An 18,258-nucleotide genomic window follows, 5' to 3' on the forward strand; every position below is an offset into this window, starting at 1 on the left:
CCCCCCCCCCCCCCCCCCCCCACGGATCTGCACCATGGTCACCCGGATGCCGCGTCGCACCCGGGGCAACGTCAACAAGCCGACGCAGACGGTGGCGAGCGCCGCCACCGCGAGCACCAGTCCGGCGATGCCTCGGCCGGCCACCGCCAGCCCGGCCACCGCCGCCAGCCCGACCCCGGCCACGGTGGCCGCCGCCGCGGCCAGCATCCGGGCGTCCACCAGGGGTTGGCGCACCACCAGCCGGGCGAAGGTGGCGGCGCAGAGGTTCTCGGTCACGATGCCGGCGGCCCAGGCGATCGCCGCGCCGGTCGCCCCGTGGGCGGGGATCAGCGCCAGCCCGCCCCCGACGGTGACCAGCAGCCCGGCCAGCGCCGCGGCCAGGTGCAGGCCGCTGCGCCCGCCCATCAGCAGCAGGCTCTGCACGTTGCCGACCCCGGTGTTGACCAGCATCGCCACGGCGAGCACCGTCATCGCGGCGGCGCCGGCGGTGAACTCGGGGCCGAACAGCGCCAGGAACGCCGGTGCGAAGGCGGCGAGCAGCAGGTACACCGGCCAGGAGAGCACCAGCCCCCAGCCGGTCAACTGCCGGTGCACGGCCGCGGCGGCGGCCCGCTCACCCCGGCCGAGCAGCCGCGACAGTTGCGGGGCGACGGCCACCCGCAGCCCCTGCATGGCGAGTTGGCCGGCGAGGACGTAACGGCCCACGGCACCGAAGACACCGGCGTCGGCCGGGCCGGCCAGGGCGGAGGTGAGCAGCACCCCGATCCACATGCTGCCCGCGTCGATCGCCGCCGAGGCGGCGCGGGGCAGCGCGAACCGCCAGAACGTGGACCAGTCACCGGGTTGCGGGCGCAGCCGGGCGCCCGCGCCGAGCCCGAGCGGCCCGGCCACCAGGATCAGGCACACCAGCAGCGCCACGGCGGCGGGCACCAGCCACCCGGTCATCCCGGCCAGCAGCCCGCCACCGGCGAGCACCGCCGCACCGACCAGCAGCGGACGGGCGATCGGCAGCAGCAGGAACTGCACCGAGACGTAGGACCGCATCGGGCGTACGCAGCGCACGACGGCCAGCAGCAGGTTCATCGCGACCACCACGGGTACCGCCGCGAAGGTCACCACCAGCAGTGGCCCACCTGCCGGGCCCAGCAGTCGGCCGGCGAGCGGCCCGGCCACAATCGCGCCACCCACCGCGACCAGCACGGCGAACAGCAACGGTGGGGTCAGGGCGACCGGCAGCACCCGGGCACCGTCGCCGGCCCGTCGCCGGGGCAGCGCCCAGATCAGACCGGTCTCCGCGCCGAGGGTGCAGATCGCGGCGGCGACTGTCACCACGCCGATCGCGGCGAAGAACGCACCCGCTCCGGTGGTGCCGTAGCCACGGGTGATGACCACCGCGAGCACGAAGCCGAACAGCCCGCTGGTCGCCGCGCCGAGCAGCCCGGCGACGCCGCTGCGGGTGCTGCGCCGGGTCTCGGCCGCGCCGTCCACCGCCGCCGCCAGGGTGCTCGGCGTACGTCCGGGTCCGTCTTCCGTCGGTGCGCTGGTGGTCGCCGTCATGCCCGCAGCACCGCCGTCCGCCGCGGCATCCCGACCGGCGGGGTACGGCGCTCCCGTTCGGAGAGGGCGAGCGCGAAGGCCACCGCGAAGAAGGCCACCGCGAGGTTCTGGTTGGCCATCCCGTAGAAGGGCACCTGCACCAGGCAGATCACCGGGACGACGGAGAGCCACTGCCCGGCCGCCGAGGTGGCCCGGGCGCAGATCAGCGCGGCGGCGACGAACCAGGCCAGGAAGCACAGCAGGGCCGGTACGCCGTGACTGAACAACACCATCCACAACTGCCCCTGGGTGCCGATCGGCGCGTCGGCGGTGACGGTGTCCACCTCCATCGGCGCGCCGTAGCCCAGCCAGGGCGAGTCAACCACCCGGCGTAGCACCTCGGCGTAGAGCGACAGCCGGTCGGTGTTGGTGTCGCTGGATTCGACCCGATTGCCGATCAGCTCGGCGACCGGGATGAACAGGCTGGCGAGGCCACCGAGCACCACCATGCCGCCGATGGAGGCGGCCACCCGGGTGTTGCCGCGCAGCGCCGCTCGCACCCCGAGCACGGCCAGGCCCACACCGAGGCTGAGGAACATCGCCCGGTTGAGCGTGAGGAACGCCGGGACCAGCGACACCGGCAGCGACGCCAGCAACGCCCAGCGCAGGAGGCCGCGCCGACGCAGCATGGTGTACGCGACCACGCACGGCAACGTCATCGCGTACGCGCTGCCGTAGTTGTTGGTGTACGCGTACGGGGCCGCCGGCCGGTAGATCGGGTTGAGTGACCGGGCGCTGTACTCCGCGGTGGTCAGGTGGACCATGTCGCTGATGAACGGCACCCCGGACACGCCCGCCGGCAGCAGCGCCTCGACCGGGGTGGTCAGTTCCAGGCGCGGCACCAGCACGCCGAGCCACCCCAGGGCGACAAGTCCGAACCAGAACGCGCACAGCGGCACCAGCACGGCGGCCTGGTCGGGGCGCTCCCGGGCGACGGTGTAGACGTAGACCGCGACGACCAGCGCGGTGAGGTAGAACGCCAGCCGCAGCACGAAGGTCGGCAGCGAGGTCGGGGACGCCAGCCGGGTCGCGCTGGCCGCCACGAGCGCCAGGAACAGCAGCCAGATCCCCGTGGCGGGCGGCAGCGGCACCCGGCCCCGGGTGGCCAGCAGGGTGAACAGCAGGGCACCCAGCAGCGGCCAGCCGAGGTAGAAGGCGCCGGCCACCCACCAGAGCGGAACCAGCCCGAACATCGCGGCCAACGGCCACAGCGGCAGTCGGGGCGGCGCGGCGGGCGACGGCGGGGTGGCGGCGCTGGCCGGTAGGGGCGGCTCGGTGGTCGCCGGGGCGCGGGTGACCGGCACGCCTCAGCTCCGCCCGCTGCGGCACAGCACGAACCCGAGCGGGTTGACCCCGGCCGCCCGCAGCCGCTCGGCGAGCCGGCGCAGGTCGGCCTGGCGGGTGCGGTCCCGTTCGACCACGACCACGGCGGTGCCCTGCCGGGCCACCGCCACGCCCCGCTCGTCCGCCTCGGCGGGCGGGGCGTTGTACAGCACGAGACGCTGGTCGGCGCCCTGCCGCCAGGTGCCGAACCGCACGCTGCCGGCACCCACCGCCACCTGCTCGTCGCCGGTCGCCCGTCCGTTGTCGGTACGGCTGGTGGTCTTGGCGACCCGGGGCAGGGTGAGGGTGGCCTCCGGGTCGGTCGAGGGTCGGGCGCCGATCGGATGTGGGGAGGGACGTCGGCTGATCACCTCGGTCGGACCGTCGTCGGTGTCCGTGGCGGCGGTACGGGGCTTGGGCACGGTGGGCCGGGTCGGGTCGATGGCCGCCGGCAACCGGCCCCGGTCGGTGAGCACCGTGGCCCGCAGCCGGTCGGTCCGGCCGCTGTCGTCGGCCACGAACACCTCCCGCCCGGCCACGGCGAGGGCCACCGCGAGCCCGGCGGTGATCGTCGTGGCGTCCTCCCGGGCGGTCAGCACGGCGACCCGGGCGGGCTCGCGTACCCGTTCGGCAACGGCCATCGCCACGTAGCGAATGTCGGCGTCGACCGCCCGGCCGCGTAGCCGGGCGCGGCGGACGGTGCCCAGCAGCGGCAGGCCGGTGCTGTCCCGCGCATCGGCCACGCTGCGGATGCGCCGGTCCGCCGACTCCCACAGGAAGGCGAGCACCAGACCGATCACGGCCCCACCGAGCAGCCCACCGGCGAGCAGCATCGACGAGCTGCCGGCGGTGGTGGCCAACGCCTGCTCGGCGCTGCGGGTGACCCAGCCCGGGTTCACGTCGACCGCCGCGATCTCCGTCCGGGCGGAGCTGAGCTGGGTGAGCTGGTTGTTGATGCCGCCGAGTTCGGCGACGGCGGCTTCGGCGGCGGCTGCGTCCCGGGCGTTGTTGATCCGGCGCTGCACGGTGTTGCGTTGAGCGACGATCTTCTCGATGCTCTCGTCGTACGAATTCAGCATCTCCTCGCGCTGCTTCTCGTACATCCCGCGCCGGATGTCCAGGTAGCTCTGGGCGGCCAGGTTGGCGCCCGCCACCGCCCGTTCGGCGTCGCCGGCCTGGTAGATGAAGCGCAGGATCTGGCCACCGGCGGGCACCTCGACCTCAAGGGCGTCGCGTACCGTGCGCTGGTCCGAGTCGAAGGTGGCGGCCAGCTTCCCGACGACCTCGGTGCCGGTGGCGATCCCGCTCTCCACGTTCATGTTCACCGCCCGGTCGGCGGCGGCGCCGCTGGGCGTGAAGGCGTCGGTGACCACCGGCCGCACCGCCACCACCGCGCTCGCCGTCACCGAGGCCGGTGCCACCAGCACGTAGCCGACCGCGGCGAGCAGTCCACCGAGGGCCACCGCCGCGACCAACCGGATCCGGTGCAGCGGCACCCGCACCATGTCGGTGATGGTGACGCTGCGGGACGTCGACGCGGTGCTTGGGCCGTCTCCGGTCCAGGCGTTGGGTGCGGCATCAGTCATGGAACTTCTTCGCTATCTGTTGTGGATTGCCGATCACCACGACGCCGGGCGGGACGTCGGCGCGGACCACCGTCGCGGCACCCACGACGCTGTCCCGGCCGATCCGCACCCCCTTCATCACCAGCGCGTGCGCGCCGATCCACACGTTGTCCTCGACGGTGATCGGCGCTCGGGTGGCCGCCGTGGGCGGGTCGTGACGACGCTCGGGAGCCAGGTTGTGGAAGTCGTTGTCGAGCAGTTCGCAGTCCGACAGCAGGCACCGGTCGCCGATGGTCACCGAGGTCCAGGTGCCGATCCAGGTCGCGTTGAGCAGACAGTCGGCGCCGACGCGTACCTCACCGGGCCCGGCGAAGCGGACCAGCTTGTTCAGGCGGGTGTGCGCACCGATGCTGACCCGTACCCCGCGACGCAGCCGGATCCGCCCACGGATCTCCACCCCCGCGCCCAGTTGCAGGCGTGGGTAGCGCAGCCGGTACCAGCCACGCTTGACCGCGAAGACGGTACGTACGACGAGTCCACGTCGGATGACGGACAACGAGCCTCCCCACCTTTCTCGGGTCGGCGGCGGGTTGCCCCGCGCCGACCCGAGGTGAACAAACTACCGAGGATTCGTTACGAACGGTGAACGCTAGGGCACCGAAAAGAACATCGACGCGGTCGACCAGGTCAGCTCCGGCGTCGCCGCCGCGATGACCGTCGACGTGGTGCCGTCGACCGCGGCGGTGGGCGCCAGGGTCGGGTCGAACGGCACGCTGCGCAGCGACCCGTCGGTCGACCCGTGGACGATCTTTCCGTCCACCCAGGCCATGCCGCGCACCCCGGACCACGTCACACCCGTGGTGGGCAGGACGAACTCGGTGGCGCCCAGGTAGCTGCCGTCGATCTCGAAGTAGCGGTAGTAGAGGTTGTTGGCGCCGCTGCGGGTGTAGTACAGCCGACCGTCGAGGTAGAACGCTCCGGTCAGCAGGGCCGGGTTGTACCAGTCGTTGTAGCCGGACGCCTCCCAGGAGCCACCGATCGTGTTGCCGTTGAACAGCGACACGTCGATCCGGCTGCCGGTCGGTGTGCCGGAAACCACATGGGACCAGTAGATCCGGTCGTCGACCAGCCAGGTCGCGCCCGCGTCGGTGTAGTTCGGCTGGCTGACCGGGGTGGCGTTGGCGGCGTCGAGGGTGGTGCCGTCGAACGGCACCTTCGCCACCTCACCGGGGCCGACGTTCAGGTGGAGGTGCCCGCTGCTCCCGGTGGGCGGGTTCTTCGGGATGATCGTGCGCCCACCGCTGATCGGGAACACGCCGAGCCGGCCGTGGTACTCGTTGCCCATGCCGTCCGAGTTGTGTCCGAAGTAGAGCCCGGCGGTGCCCCGCCACAGCACCGGCACCGAGGATCCCCACGAGCTGGCGCCGGAGGGCAGGTCGGAGCCGCCGCTGCGCCGCGGGTTCCAGTTCACCGGCATGCCGGTGGCCGGGGTGACCGCGGCGATGCCCAGCCGGTCGATGGCGCCGTTGCCGGCCCGGTCGCTGGCGTTCGGGTTGTTCAACCAGCGGAAGTGCCCGCCGAGGTAGATGATGTTGTCGGCCACCTCGACCGAGGTGATGGTGTCGTTGCCGGTGAAGTTCACCCAGGTGGCGACCTGGCTGGGCCCCCGGTTGGCGGTCTCGAAGCGGACCAGGGCGTCGCAGTAGGCGCTCGGCCAGCCCGACCCACCGTTGGTGCCGACGACGAACCAGCTGCCGTCACCGCCGAAGCGGACGTCCTGCACGTAGTGCACGAACGTCGTCGGGTTGGCGCACGGCGCGACGAACCGCTCCGAGCTCCAGTCGATGACGCTCGGCGTGCCCGTGAGGTCGACCAGCGCGATCTGGTTACGCGGCAGGTCGTTGACGTACAGGAAGTTGCCGCCGACGACGAGGGTGCCGCCGTCCGGGGAGACGTCGATGGTCCAGGCGTACATGCTGGTGCCGTGCCGGCCGACGCTGGTGTTGATGTCGAAGGTCGCGTCGATCTCTCCGGTCGTCGCGTCCAGCCGGCCGAGCCCGGAGTGCGCGGTGCCGTTGAGCCAGTTGAAGGCTCCGGCCACGTAGAGCCAGTTGCCGTGCAGCACCAGGTCACGGACGGTGCCGCCGTCGGATCGCCCGGCCCAGCTGTCGATGATCATCCCGGTCGAGGGTTCGAGCGCCACCAGGTTCTTACGGGACACGCCGTTGACGTTCTTGAAGGCCCCGCCGACGATCAGCGTGCCGCCCGGGCCGGCGATGAGCGAGTTGACCGCGCCGTCGAGCACCGGCAGGAAGGCCGTCGAGATCGTTCCGGTGGTGCGGTCGTACGCGAAGAGATAGCTGCGGGAGATCCAGGCCGAACTGGCCGTCTGGCGGATCTGCGTGAAACTTCCCCCGACGTAGACCGTGTTGCCGATCTCGGCGAAGGCGCGAGCCTCACCGTTGCGGGCGTGCGGAGTCTGGTCGGCCGGATCGGTCGAGACCAGGGTGGCCGGCTCGGGTACCGGTACCACGGCCGCGGCCGCTGCGGTGGGTACGGTCAGCACGGCCGCGACGGTCACCAAAGCGACGGCCGCGGCCGGGAGTCGAAGCCGACGGGTGGAACGCCACGACAAGGAGTATCTGGGCACGCTGCGCCTCCAGAGTGGACGAGAATGCACGTAGCGTGCCCGCTCCACGCTGGAGGGCGGCATCCGCCGATTGGGCGGACGGTGGATCAGGAAGCGGACAACCTCGGCGACGGTCGGATTTCCGACAATCGCTGCGGCGGCCCGCTTCCGCGGCTCAGCTCACCTCGGCTCAGCGGCTCCCTCCCGTCGGTTGCCGCAGGTAGCTGTCCCGTCCGGCGGCGGCAAATCCGGCCACCGCCGCCGCGTTCTGATTCATCATCATGTTGCAGGTGCTCGTGGTCTTCGTCATGCCGGCCGAGTTGAAGTACACCGCCGCCTTGATCTTCGGATGGGCCTTCAGCGCCGCCGGGAACTCCTCGAACCAGCGCCGCTTCGCGTTCGGATCGGCGGCGTTCATGTTGGTGCCGAACTCGGCCAGCATCCGGGGCTTGCCCGCACCGATGCCGTTCTGGTCGAGCCACCGGTAGAAGGAGCCGATGGTGGTGCTGGGGCTCTTCCAGACGGTGCTGCCGTTGCAGACGTGGAAGTTGTACGGGTCCCAGGCCACCCAGTCGACGTAGCGGTCACCGGGATAGAGCCCGGCGTACCGGTCGTAGTGACCGGACCAGCCCATCATCGTCCACACCCAGACGGCGTTGTCCGCCTTGGCGTCGGCGAACCGGTCGTGCACGTACCGCCAGGCCCGGACGAAGTCCGCGTCGCTACCCTTGGCCGGCTCGTCCTCCGGCTCGTGGTCGAACCCGATGAAGACCGGCTGGCCGATCGCCCGGATCCGCCCGGCGACCGCGTCGATCGTCGCGTCGTACCGCCCGCTGTAGACGTCCTTCCAGGTCAGCACCGTACCCGAGGAGAAGACCCGACTCTCCCAGGCGAAGAACATCAGCCGCCCCTCGCGCATCTGTTGCTGCTGGAACTCGTCGGGGAAGGCGCCGTTGCTGCCGGTGTTCGAGAAGTCGTGATAGCGGTGGACGATGTCGAACTTCCGCCCGACCTGCTTCTCCACGTCGCTGACGGCCTTACCGTGATCCCATCCGGCGGCGGCGCTCGTCGGCGAGTACATGCCCCACCAGGCACCGCAGCCGGGGACCAGCTTCGCCGAGACCGTTCCGCACTTGCCCGACTCAGGTGGCGGCGGCGTGGTGGTGGGGCTGGGCCGGGCCGGCGACGGGCTCACGCTGGGCGACACGGTCGGCGAGGCCGGAGGACGGCTGGCGGTGGCCGTGGGCGAGGGCGCGACGCTGGGTGAGGCCGACGGCGGCCGGATACCCACGCCGTCGTACCTGATCGTCAGGCTCGGACGCAGATCGGGGTTGCGGTTCTCGCCGGAAGCCCAGTAGATCCGGGTGTCCAACCCGGCCTGCGCCAGCGACAGGGTCCAGATGCCGTTACCGGTGACCAGGCCCGAGACATCCCACTCGTTGAAGCCCTTGGCGACGCCGGTGACCGTGTCCAGCGCCGCGCCCAGCGGCGTCGGCATCGGACGGGCCGCGCGGGCGTCGAGTCGGGACTCGTGCGCGGTGACCGTCGCCTGGAACTTCTGCCAGGCGTGTACGCGCAGCGTGGCCCGTACGTTCGTCGCGTTCGCCGGCAGCTTGCTGACCAGGAAGGTCAGCACCGCCTCGCGGGAGCCACGAGGGTTGCCGTCGCAGGGTGCGGGGCACGTCGCGAGCGTGGTCTTGACGCTGTTGTCACCGTCCTGCGGCACCGCCGTGGCGGTGGTGTCGGCCACCACCGCGATCGACAGGCCGTCATCGGCGAGCAGCGGCACCATGGTCGCGCCGAGCCCCAGCACCACAGTGGTGCCGATGACGCCGAGCATCACGGCCTTACGCCGGCCGCCACGACGCGGGATCATGCGGTGCAGTCCGCGACTGGTCACGGATACTCCTCGTGTCTTCGACGATAACGCTGAGCAGCGTATCCGCGTACACAACGGAGCGTGCGAATGACGGCAGGACCTAAGCGCGTCTTAAAACTCACCTAAGACACCCCTGCGCCTGCACAACCCAGCCCCCACCCCGCCGGCGGAGGATCAGGTACCGGCGCGGGTGGCGGCGGTGAGGGCGGCGGCCATTGCCGGGCGGGGGGCGGGTGTGTTGGTGAACTGCTCGAACTGGCCGATCGCCTGGGCCAGCAGCAGGTCGAGACCGGAGACGATCCGACAGCCGGCGGCTTCGGCGGCGGCGGCCAACGGGGTCGGCCACGGGTCGTAGATCGCGTCGAAAACCACCGTGCCGGCCCGCCAGGGCACCCTGCCGGCCAGCTCGTCGGCGGCCCCCTTCGGCACCGTGGAGATCAGCACATCGACACCGGCCAGCCCCGCCGCCTCGGACCGCGCCGTCGCCGGCCACGGTGCGCCGATCATCGTCACGCCGAGCGCCGCCGCGACCGGTTCCAGTTCGGCGAGCGCCGCCGGGCGGCGGGCGATCACGGTCACGGCGCCCGCGTGCAGCCGGGCTGCCGCCGCGAGGGCCGCCCGGGCGGTACCGCCCGCGCCGAGCACGGTGACGGTGGCGCCGGGGCGTACGCCCGCCTCGGTCAGCACCTCGACCATGCCGCTGACGTCGGTGTTGTCGGCGTACCAGGAGCCGTCGGGTCGGCGTACCAACGTGTTGGCCGCACCCACGGCGGCGGCGACCGGCGAGACCTCGGCGGCCACCGCGAGCGCCGCCTCCTTGCCCGGCATGGTCACCGACAGCCCGGCCCACTCCGGGCCCAGGCCGCTGACCAGGGCCGGCAGCTCCGCCGCCGCGCACTCGATCCGGGTGTACGACCACCCGGTCAACCCGGCGGCGGCGTACCCGGCATTGTGGATCACCGGGGAGAGCGAATGGGCGATCGGCTTGCCCAGCACCGCCGCCCGGTGCGCCGCTGCCCCGTGCCCCGATGCCTCGGGCACCGACGCCGCACGCCCCGAAGCCGCGTTCACCGACTCAGCCACCATCGCTCCTCAGCAGCACGCACACCTGTCGCCTAACATCCAACAATGTCTGACAGCAGTCTGCGGCACCGCAAGGGCGAGATCACCCTCACCGTCCGGGGCGCCGACCGGCAGCCGCTCGCCGACCAGGCGGTGACGGTCGCCCAGGACCGGCACTCGTTCGCCTTCGGCAACATCGGTTTCGACTTCGTCAACCTGGTGGGCGGCCCCGGCCCGACGGAAACCGCAGACGTCGAGAGCTTCGGCGGGACCGACCACCTGGATCTGGACCGGCTGGGTGAGCTGTGGCTGAACCTGTTCAACACCGCGACCCTGCCGTTCTACTGGGGTCGCTACGAACCACGGCGCGGCGCGCCCGACACCGAACGGCTCACCGCCACGGCACGGTGGCTGGCCGAACGGGGCGTCACCGTCAAGGGCCATCCGCTGGTCTGGCACACCGTGCAGCCGTCGTGGCTGCTCGGTCTGGACCTCGACGAGGTCGAAGGGCTGCTGCGGGCCCGCGTCCGCGACCTGGCCGGTGGGTTCGCCGGCCTCATCGACACCTGGGACGCGATCAACGAGGCGGTCATCATGCCCGTTTTCGACAACGGCGACAACGCGATCACCCCGCTGGCTCGGGCGCGCGGACGCATCCACCTGGTGCGGTTGGCGTTCGAGGAGGCCCGGGCGGCCAACCCGGCGGCCACCCTGGTGCTCAACGACTTCGACCTCAGCTCGGCGTACGAATGCCTCATCGAGGGTGTCCTCGAAGCCGGCGTCCGCATCGACGCGATCGGCTTGCAGACCCACATGCACCAGGGCTACCGGGGCGAGGAGTACATGCAGCAGATGCTCGACCGGTTCGCCCGGTACGGGCTGCCGCTGCACCTGACCGAGACCACCCTGGTCTCCGGGCACCTCATGCCGCCCGAGATCGAGGACCTGAACGATTACCAGATCCCGCACTGGCCCAGTACGCCCGAGGGCGAGGCGCGGCAGGCCGAGGAGATCGCCCGGCACTACCGTTCGCTGCTCGCCCACCCGGCGGTCCAGTCGATCAACTACTGGGGGCTCACCGACCGGGGCGCCTGGCTCGGCGCGCCCGCCGGACTGGTCCGCGCCGACGGCAGCCCGAAGCCGGCGTACGACGCGCTGGCAGCGCTGGTCAAGGGCGAGTGGTGGCTGCCGCCGACGGACCTGCGCACCGGAGTGGACGGCACCGTCACCGTCGAGGGCTTTCTCGGCGACTACACCGTCTCCGTCGGGGACCGCACCGCACGCTTCGCCATCGACGCCACCGAGACCACGACCACCCTCGACCTGGTCTGAACGCCGGTCCCTACGACGGTGACCGGGTCTTGACCCGGTCACCGCGTCTCGGCAGCGATCAGATGATGCCGGCCTCCCGGGCCTTGGCCTCGTTCTTCAGGTGGTCGTCGTAAGTCTCCGCGAAGGCGGAGTTGCCCTCCTTGTCGACGGCCACGAAGAACAACCAGTCGCCGACCGGCGGATCCATCGCCCCCTCGAGGGCCTCCTTGCCGGGGTTGTTGATCGGCGTGGGGATCATGCCCCGCAGCTTGCGGTTGTACGGGTTGTCCGGGTTGTCAAGATCACTCTGGGTCATCTGGCCGGACGTCTTCGTCTTCTGCCCGGTCAACTCCAGGTAGTAGTTGACGGTGACGTCCATCTCCAGGCAGCCACAGTCGAAGTTGCCCCGGTACACCCGGTTGTAGGCGACCCGGGCGACCTTGCCGAGGTCCTTCTTGGTGCCGGCCTCGGCCTGGGCCAGCGACGCCACGATCAGCGCCTCGTACGGGCTGATCCCGCCGCGCTCCTCCTGCACCCGGTCGGCGAACTCCATCTCACCGGTGACGGTGAGGAAGTGGTCGACCATCTGGCCGAGGATGGCCTCGGCGGTGGCGTCCGGCGGGATCTCGTAGGTGTCCGGGAAGAGGAAGCCCTCGATCGACTTCTTCGGCTTCTTGCCGTCCTCCCGCTTGAACCACCAGTCCGGTACGCCGAGCTTCTCCGGATCCTTCGCGGCGGTCTCGAACTCCTTCACCGGAATCTCGGTGTGATCGCTGAGCAGCTTGAAGATGCTCTTCGCGGTCCGCCCCTCGGGAATGGTGAGCCCGTTGACCACCCGGTTCTTCGGGTCGAGCATCGCGGCCAGAGCCAGCTCACCGCTCATCTGCTTGCGCAGCTTGTAGGTCCCGGGTTGGACGTTGCGGCTGCGGGAGTTCTCGTCGGCCGCCTCGATGAACGCCTTGGTGCTCTTGATCACACCGGCGTCGTACAGTGCCACGGCCATGTCGGCGAGGAACGCGCCCTGCGGAATCTGGACGGTCACCTCCTCGGTGCCGCCCCCGTCGTAGTCCGGGGTGACGAAGCGGCTCTGGATCCGGTCGAAGCCGTAGAAGGCACCCCCGCCGATGGTGCCGAGCAGCACCACGGCCAGCAGCAGGGCCAGGACGGTCTTGCCCCGCCCGCCGCCGGACCGGCCGCCCTTCCGGCGGCCCCGGCGGTGCTTGCCCTTCTCCCCCCGCTCCTGCTCGTCGAACCCGAGATCCAGCTCGTCCATCATTGCGTCCGCCTCCGCTGCGCATCCAGCCAGCTCTGCAGAATTTCCACGGCGGCGGCCTGGTCGACCACCGCCCGTTGTCTCTTCCCCCGGACACCACGCTCGGCAAGCCTACGGCTCGCCACGACCGTGGACATCCTCTCGTCGGTAAGCGTCACCGGGACAGGAGTTATCACGTCGGCCAGTTGTCGAGCGTACGCCTTCACGTGCTCCGCCGCCGGGCCATGTTTGCCGGCCAGATTGACCGGAAGGCCCACCACCACCTCGACGGCCTGGTGCTCGGCGACCAGCGCGGCGAGTTCGGTGATGTCCGACGGCACCGCATCTGAGCTGGGATTCTGCTCCCGCGCGAGGGTGACCAGCGGGGTGGCCAGAACCCCGTGCGGATCGGACCGGGAGACCCCGATCCGGACCTGCCCGACGTCCACGCCGAGCCGTACCCCACGGGGCGAGTCGCTCACGCCGCGTCACCTCCCCTGACAAACGCGTCAGGGCGGACCGAGCCGGTCCGCCCTGATCCGCTGCGCTGACGACTCACGCGTCGGCGAGCGCCCGCTCGACCGTGAGCAACAGTCGAGGCACCTCCGACTCGGGCAGCCCGCCGCCCTGGGCCAGTTCGGGGCTGCCGCCGCCACGACCGGAGAACGCCGCCTTGACCAGCTCGTTCGCGGCGATGCCCCGGCTGCGGGCGGCCGGGTTCACCGCCACCACCAGCGACGCCTTGCCGTTGGCTCGGGCGGCCACCGCGACCACCCCGGGACGGGACGCGTCGATCCGGCCCCGGATCTCCTGGGCGAGGGTGCGCACGTCGTTGCCGGCCGCCCCCTCGGGCGCCTCGGTGCCCACGTAGGCGACCCCGTGCATGTCCTTGGCCTGGGCGGCGAGCGCCGACGCGCCACCGAGCACCAGCTGCGCGCGCAGCTTCTCCAGCTCCTTCTCCGCGTCGCGCAGCTGGGTCACCGTCTGCTCGACCCGGTCGGCGACCTGCTCGGAGGGGACGCGGTACAGCTCGGCGAGGCGGGACACCAGCAGGTGCTCGCGGGCCAGGAAGTTGAACGCGTCCATCCCGACCAGCGCCTCGACCCGGCGTACGCCGGACCCGATCGACGACTCGGAAAGGATCTTGACCAGACCGAGCTGACCGGAGCGGGCCACGTGGGTGCCACCGCAGAGTTCGCGGGCGTAGTCGCCGACCTCGACCACCCGGACGTGTTCGCCGTACTTCTCACCGAAGAGCGCCATGGCGCCGATGCGCCGCGCCTCTTCCAGCGAGGTGATGAACGCGTGCACCTCCAGGTCGGCCAGCAGCACCTCGTTGACCTGCTGCTCCACGTCCCGCAACACACTGGGCGCCACCCCGGTGGCGGTGTTGAAGTCGAAGCGCAGCCGGCCGGGCGCGTTCAACGAGCCGGCCTGGGTGGCGGACTCGCCGAGGAAGTTACGCATCGTCTGGTGCACCAGGTGGGTGGCGGTGTGCGACCGGGAGATCGCCCGCCGCCGGCTGGTGTCGATCTCCGCGTAGCCGGTCTCCCCGGCGCGCACCTCGCCGCGCAGCACCCGGGCCCGGTGCACGATCAGCCCCGGCACCGGCTGCTGCACGTCGAGGACCTCGACCTGGCCGCCGCCCACCGTGATCATGCCGAGGTCGGGCTGCTGGCCACCGCCCTCGGCGTAGAACGGGGTGGTGTCGAGCACCAGCTCGATGGTGTCACCCTCGACGGCCGCCGCGCGCGGGCCGTCGGTGCCGAGCACCGCGCGGACCGTCGACTCACGGGACACCTCGGTGTAGCCGGTGAAGGTCACCGGGCCGCCGGCGTCGAGCACCGACCGGTACGCCGACAGGTCCGTGTGCCCGGTCTTACGCGCGTGCGCGTCGGCCTTGGCGCGGGCCCGCTGGTCGGCCATCAGCCGGCGGAAGCCGTCCTGGTCGACGGTGAGCCCCTGCTCGGCGGCGATCTCCAGGGTCAGGTCGATCGGGAAGCCGTACGTGTCGTGCAGCTGGAACGCCTGCTCCCCGGAGAGCGCGCCGCCCCCGGAACTGCGGGTCTGCGTGATCGCGGTGTCCAGGATCGTCGTCCCGGCCCGCAACGTGGCCAGGAACGCATCCTCCTCGGCGTACGCGTAGGCCGAGATTCGGTCGAAGTCCGCCGCCAGCTCCGGGTACGACGGGGCCATGCAGTCCCGGGCCACCGGCAGCAGCTCCGGCAGAGCCCGTTCCTGCCAGCCGAGCAGCCGCACCGACCGGATCGCCCGCCGCATGATCCGCCGCAGCACGTACCCGCGACCCTCGTTGGACGGGGTCACCCCGTCACCGATGAGCATCAACGCGGTACGCACGTGGTCGGCGATCACCCGCAACCGCACGTCGTCCGGGTGTGACTGGTTGGCGGCGTGGCCCGAGTGCGCGCCGTACCGCTTGCCGGTCAGCTCGGCCGCGCGGTCCAGGATCGGGCGAACCTCGTCGATCTCGTAGAGGTTGTCGACACCCTGCAGGATCGACGACATCCGCTCCAGGCCCATGCCGGTGTCGATGTTCTTCGCCGGCAGCTCACCCAGGATCGGGAAGTTCTCCTTGTCGGTGCCCGGACCCCGCTCGAACTGCATGAACACGAGGTTCCAGAACTCCAGGTACCGGTCCTCGTCGACCTCCGGGCCGCCTTCGGCGCCGTAGGCCGGGCCCCGGTCGTAGTACAGCTCGGAACACGGGCCGCACGGGCCGGGGATGCCCATGGACCAGAAGTTGTCCTTCTTGCCCCGGCGCACGATGCGCTCGTCGGGCACCCCGGTACGGCGCCAGATGTCGTACGCCTCGTCGTCGTCGAGGTAGATCGTCGCCCAGATCCGCTCCGGGTCCAGCCCGAAGCCACCGGCCTCGACCGACTTCGTGGCCAGGTCCCAGGCGAGCGGGATCGCCCTGTCCTTGAAGTAGTCGCCGAAGGAGAAGTTCCCGTTCATCTGGAAGAACGTGCCGTGCCGGCTGGTCTTGCCGACCTCGTCGATGTCCGGCGTACGGATGCACTTCTGGACGCTGACCGCGCGCTGGTACGGCGGCGTCTGCTGACCCAGGAAGTAGGGGACGAACTGCACCATGCCGGCGTTGACGAACAGCAGGTTCGGGTCGCTGATGGCGGGCAGCGGAGCGGACGGCACCACGGTGTGACCGTTCGCCTCGAAGTGGGCGAGATACCGCCGCTTGATCTCCGCCGTCTTCATCGCTGGCGTTCCTCCGGAAAGATCTCTCGGTCGCCGACCCGCGGGTCCTCCCGCAGCTCGGCGAACTGGTCGTCGAACGCCTCGCCCTGGGCGAACGCCTCGTGGATCTCGTGCTCCCGCTCGGCCATTCCGGCGCGTACGTCCGCCACGAAGCTACGCAGTTCCTCGACCAGTCCGCCAGCGGATTGCGAAAGGTTGTCGGCGATGCCGGCCGGGGTGTACGCGTGCGCGGCGCGGGTCGCCTTGCGCACCACCACGACACCGACGGCCAGCCCGATGCCCAGCCAGAAAAGACGCCTCATGCTCGTACCTCCCGGGTGCCCTCGGGGTCAGCGGTTTCCGCGCCGGGCGGCGCGCCGCTGAGCCTTGATGGTGTCCCGCACCTCGCGCTCGGTCTCGGCGTGCCGACGGGTGGCGGCGGCCTTGCGCACGCCGTACCCGAACGCGGCCACCTTAACCAGCGGGTTGGCCGCGGCGGCGGAGACCACGGTGACCAGGTTGGCGACGTTGGCGCTGATGTTCTGCGCGTGACCGGTCATGGTGTCGACCTTGGCCAGTTGGAGGTTGACCCCGTCGAGCGAGGTCTGGACCTGCTCCAACGTCACGTTGACGTTGCGTACCGTGGTGTTGACGTCACCGAGCAGGGGCCCCGTCCGGTCGTTGAGGTCGTTGATCATGCGGGTGGTGGCGTCCACGGTGTGCCGCAGACGCAGGATGGGCAGCGTCAGGATCAGCACCAGCATCGCGAACGCGATCGCCGCGATCAGCGCCGCGACCTCCAAAAAGCCCACGCCAGTCCTCCTCAAACTGTGCGGTCGGGGCGCAGCGCCCCGAGCCCCACGACCGTCTCGCCCACGTCAACGTCGAGTGCCCGGCCGACCGCCGGTCACCACCAGCACCTGACCCTACCGTCCGTGATGACGATCGGCTCAGGACGGTGGTGACGGCGTCAGGTCGCCCAACGGGTCGTCGGTAAGTGTCGGGAAGGGATCCTCACCGGTCAGCGAGGGATCGGTGCTCGGCTGTGGCCGCGTCCGCTCGTCGTCGATCGCGTTGCGCACCTTCACCGACACCAACGATCCGGGGCACTCCTGCGCCGCGGTGGACGGGTCGGGAGCCGGCACCACCGCAGGCTCGCCGTCCACGGGTGGCGGCACGCAGGTCCGTTCCCGTACCCAGAGGTCGAGGGTGAGCTCGTCCCGCCGCCAGCAGGTGTAGCTGCCCTTCTCCTCCTGCTCCGGGCAGTAGTTGGGCGTCCACCGCTGCCAACCGTCGCGGGTCAGCGCGGCCTCGTACGCCTGGGCCGTCTCGTCCGGCGACCGGTCGGAGGTGGCGGTGCGTTCCCGCAACCGGCAGTCGAGCAGGCACCACTGGCTGCCGCTGACGTCGTCGACCGGTTCGACTGAGGCCCAGGACGGCACCTCCAGTTCGTCAAGCGAGGCGAAGACCGGGTCCCGGTTCATCGTCTGCACCCCGAAGAACGCGGGGAGCACACCGAGCAGGAGGACACTGGCCAGCACCAGGACGGCGGCGCGCAGCCGAGGGGAACCTGGCGCCTGCCGACGCGACTCACCACCGTCGTCGCCGGCCTGGTCGCCCTCGGGTCGGTCGACGGCGGCGACTTCCGGCACCTCGGCACGTCGGACCATCGGCTCCGCCCCGGGAGGCCTGGCCGGATCGGCCGGTGCCACGGCAGCCGCGGCGCGGGCCACGGCCGGAGCCTCACCGCCGCGCCCGGGAGGCACCGGCGGAGGCCCGGAGGTTTCGGGACGCGCCGGATGCCGGTGCGGTGGCGTGGCCCGGCCGGCGAGCCGGTCCTCCGGTCGAACCGGGGCACCGGCTCGAGCCGTGACCGGCGGACCGATCGGACCGGCGCCGGCACCTCGGACGGGGCCGGCCGGGCCACCGCCGGCGGAGCCGGCATCGGGCCGGTGTGGGCCAGCATCGGGCCGGACCGCGCCACGGGCGGGGCCTGACGGCGGGCCACCCGGGCGACCGGCCGGGCCGTCGGGGCGGGCCGCACCACGCGCCGGTCCCACCGGCGGACCGTCGGGCCGGGCCGCACCACGCGGCGGAACCCCCGGGGCACCACCGGGCCGCGCGACGCCAGGCGGCGGGCCGACGGGTGGGCCGTCCGGGCGCGCCGCACCACGCGGCGGAGCCCCCGGCGGACCGTCCGAACGCGCCGCACCGCGGGGCGGAGTTCCAGGTTGACCGTCCGGGCGCGCCGCACCGCGGGGCGGGCCGTCGGGCCGGGCGGCCGGGCCGGTGGCACCGATCCGCGGCAGGGTGCCGGCCCGACCGGTTGGCTCAGGTCCGCCCGAGCCCGGGGCAGGGCCGGTCGGCGGAGTGGGGCGGCCCGGTCCAGCCGGTGGCCCGTCGGCGCGCCGGGCGGGCCCGGCACCCG

The 18,258-nt window shown here is 71.7% G+C and carries 14 protein-coding genes; 1 reads left to right on the plus strand and 13 read right to left on the minus strand.

The window, feature by feature from the left end:
* The 7 genes from KBX50_RS29930 to KBX50_RS29960 all read right to left on the minus strand — a co-directional run.
* A partial coding sequence (locus KBX50_RS29930) for a lipopolysaccharide biosynthesis protein (protein WP_210941216.1) occupies positions 1–1,557 on the minus strand: 1,557 nt, incomplete at its 3' end.
* The gene (locus tag KBX50_RS29935; RefSeq protein WP_247674697.1) at positions 1,554–2,789 is read right to left on the minus strand and encodes an O-antigen ligase; all 1,236 of its coding nucleotides are present in this window, start codon (positions 2,787–2,789) and stop codon (positions 1,554–1,556) included. The genes KBX50_RS29935 and KBX50_RS29930, both read right to left, overlap by 4 nt.
* 114 nt (positions 2,790–2,903) lie before the next feature.
* The gene (locus tag KBX50_RS29940) at positions 2,904–4,505 is read right to left on the minus strand and encodes a lipopolysaccharide biosynthesis protein (RefSeq protein ID WP_210941218.1); all 1,602 of its coding nucleotides are present in this window, start codon (positions 4,503–4,505) and stop codon (positions 2,904–2,906) included.
* Positions 4,498–5,040 carry a DapH/DapD/GlmU-related protein gene (locus KBX50_RS29945; protein WP_210941219.1) on the minus strand — a complete coding sequence of 181 codons (543 nt, stop codon included), beginning with the start codon at positions 5,038–5,040 and terminating at the stop codon, positions 4,498–4,500. Before KBX50_RS29945 ends, KBX50_RS29940 begins: the two co-directional genes overlap by 8 nt.
* A 93-nt stretch (positions 5,041–5,133) precedes the next feature.
* Positions 5,134–7,134 carry a hypothetical protein gene (locus KBX50_RS29950; protein WP_374224754.1) on the minus strand — a complete coding sequence of 667 codons (2,001 nt, stop codon included), beginning with the start codon at positions 7,132–7,134 and terminating at the stop codon, positions 5,134–5,136.
* Between the two features lie 169 nt (positions 7,135–7,303).
* Positions 7,304–9,013: a glycosyl hydrolase gene (locus KBX50_RS29955; RefSeq protein ID WP_210941220.1), complete on the minus strand. Its 1,710-nt coding sequence runs from the start codon at positions 9,011–9,013 to the stop codon at positions 7,304–7,306.
* Between the two features lie 153 nt (positions 9,014–9,166).
* On the minus strand, positions 9,167–10,033 hold the full coding sequence (locus KBX50_RS29960; RefSeq protein WP_307871116.1) for a shikimate dehydrogenase: 867 nt from the start codon (positions 10,031–10,033) through the stop codon (positions 9,167–9,169).
* A gap of 87 nt (positions 10,034–10,120) precedes the next feature.
* Here KBX50_RS29960 and KBX50_RS29965 point away from each other — a divergent pair, with 87 nt between their 5' ends.
* Positions 10,121–11,386 (plus strand): endo-1,4-beta-xylanase, encoded by a 1,266-nt coding sequence (locus tag KBX50_RS29965; protein ID WP_210941222.1) that lies wholly within the window; start codon positions 10,121–10,123, stop codon positions 11,384–11,386.
* Between the two features lie 58 nt (positions 11,387–11,444).
* Here KBX50_RS29965 and mltG read toward each other — a convergent pair whose 3' ends face one another.
* From mltG to KBX50_RS29995, 6 genes are all read right to left on the minus strand, one after another.
* Positions 11,445–12,641, minus strand: coding sequence for an endolytic transglycosylase MltG (mltG, locus tag KBX50_RS29970; RefSeq protein WP_210941223.1), 1,197 nt, complete (start codon positions 12,639–12,641; stop codon positions 11,445–11,447).
* Entirely contained in the window at positions 12,638–13,099 is a 462-nt protein-coding gene (ruvX, locus tag KBX50_RS29975; RefSeq protein WP_210941224.1) for a Holliday junction resolvase RuvX, read from the minus strand. Before ruvX ends, mltG begins: the two co-directional genes overlap by 4 nt.
* A gap of 73 nt (positions 13,100–13,172) precedes the next feature.
* Positions 13,173–15,851: an alanine--tRNA ligase gene (alaS, locus tag KBX50_RS29980; protein ID WP_210941225.1), complete on the minus strand. Its 2,679-nt coding sequence runs from the start codon at positions 15,849–15,851 to the stop codon at positions 13,173–13,175.
* On the minus strand, positions 15,848–16,153 hold the full coding sequence (locus KBX50_RS29985) for a hypothetical protein (RefSeq protein ID WP_210941226.1): 306 nt from the start codon (positions 16,151–16,153) through the stop codon (positions 15,848–15,850). The genes alaS and KBX50_RS29985 overlap by 4 nt, the downstream gene beginning before the upstream one ends.
* A gap of 27 nt (positions 16,154–16,180) precedes the next feature.
* Entirely contained in the window at positions 16,181–16,642 is a 462-nt protein-coding gene (locus KBX50_RS29990) for a DUF948 domain-containing protein (protein WP_210941227.1), read from the minus strand.
* A 138-nt stretch (positions 16,643–16,780) separates the two neighbouring features.
* The gene (locus KBX50_RS29995) at positions 16,781–17,500 is read right to left on the minus strand and encodes a hypothetical protein (protein WP_247674695.1); all 720 of its coding nucleotides are present in this window, start codon (positions 17,498–17,500) and stop codon (positions 16,781–16,783) included.
* Between the last annotated feature and the right edge of the window lie 758 nt (positions 17,501–18,258).

The sequence above is a fragment of the Micromonospora sp. C51 genome (assembly GCF_018070435.1).
Classification (GTDB): Bacteria; Actinomycetota; Actinomycetes; order Mycobacteriales; family Micromonosporaceae; genus Micromonospora; species Micromonospora sediminimaris.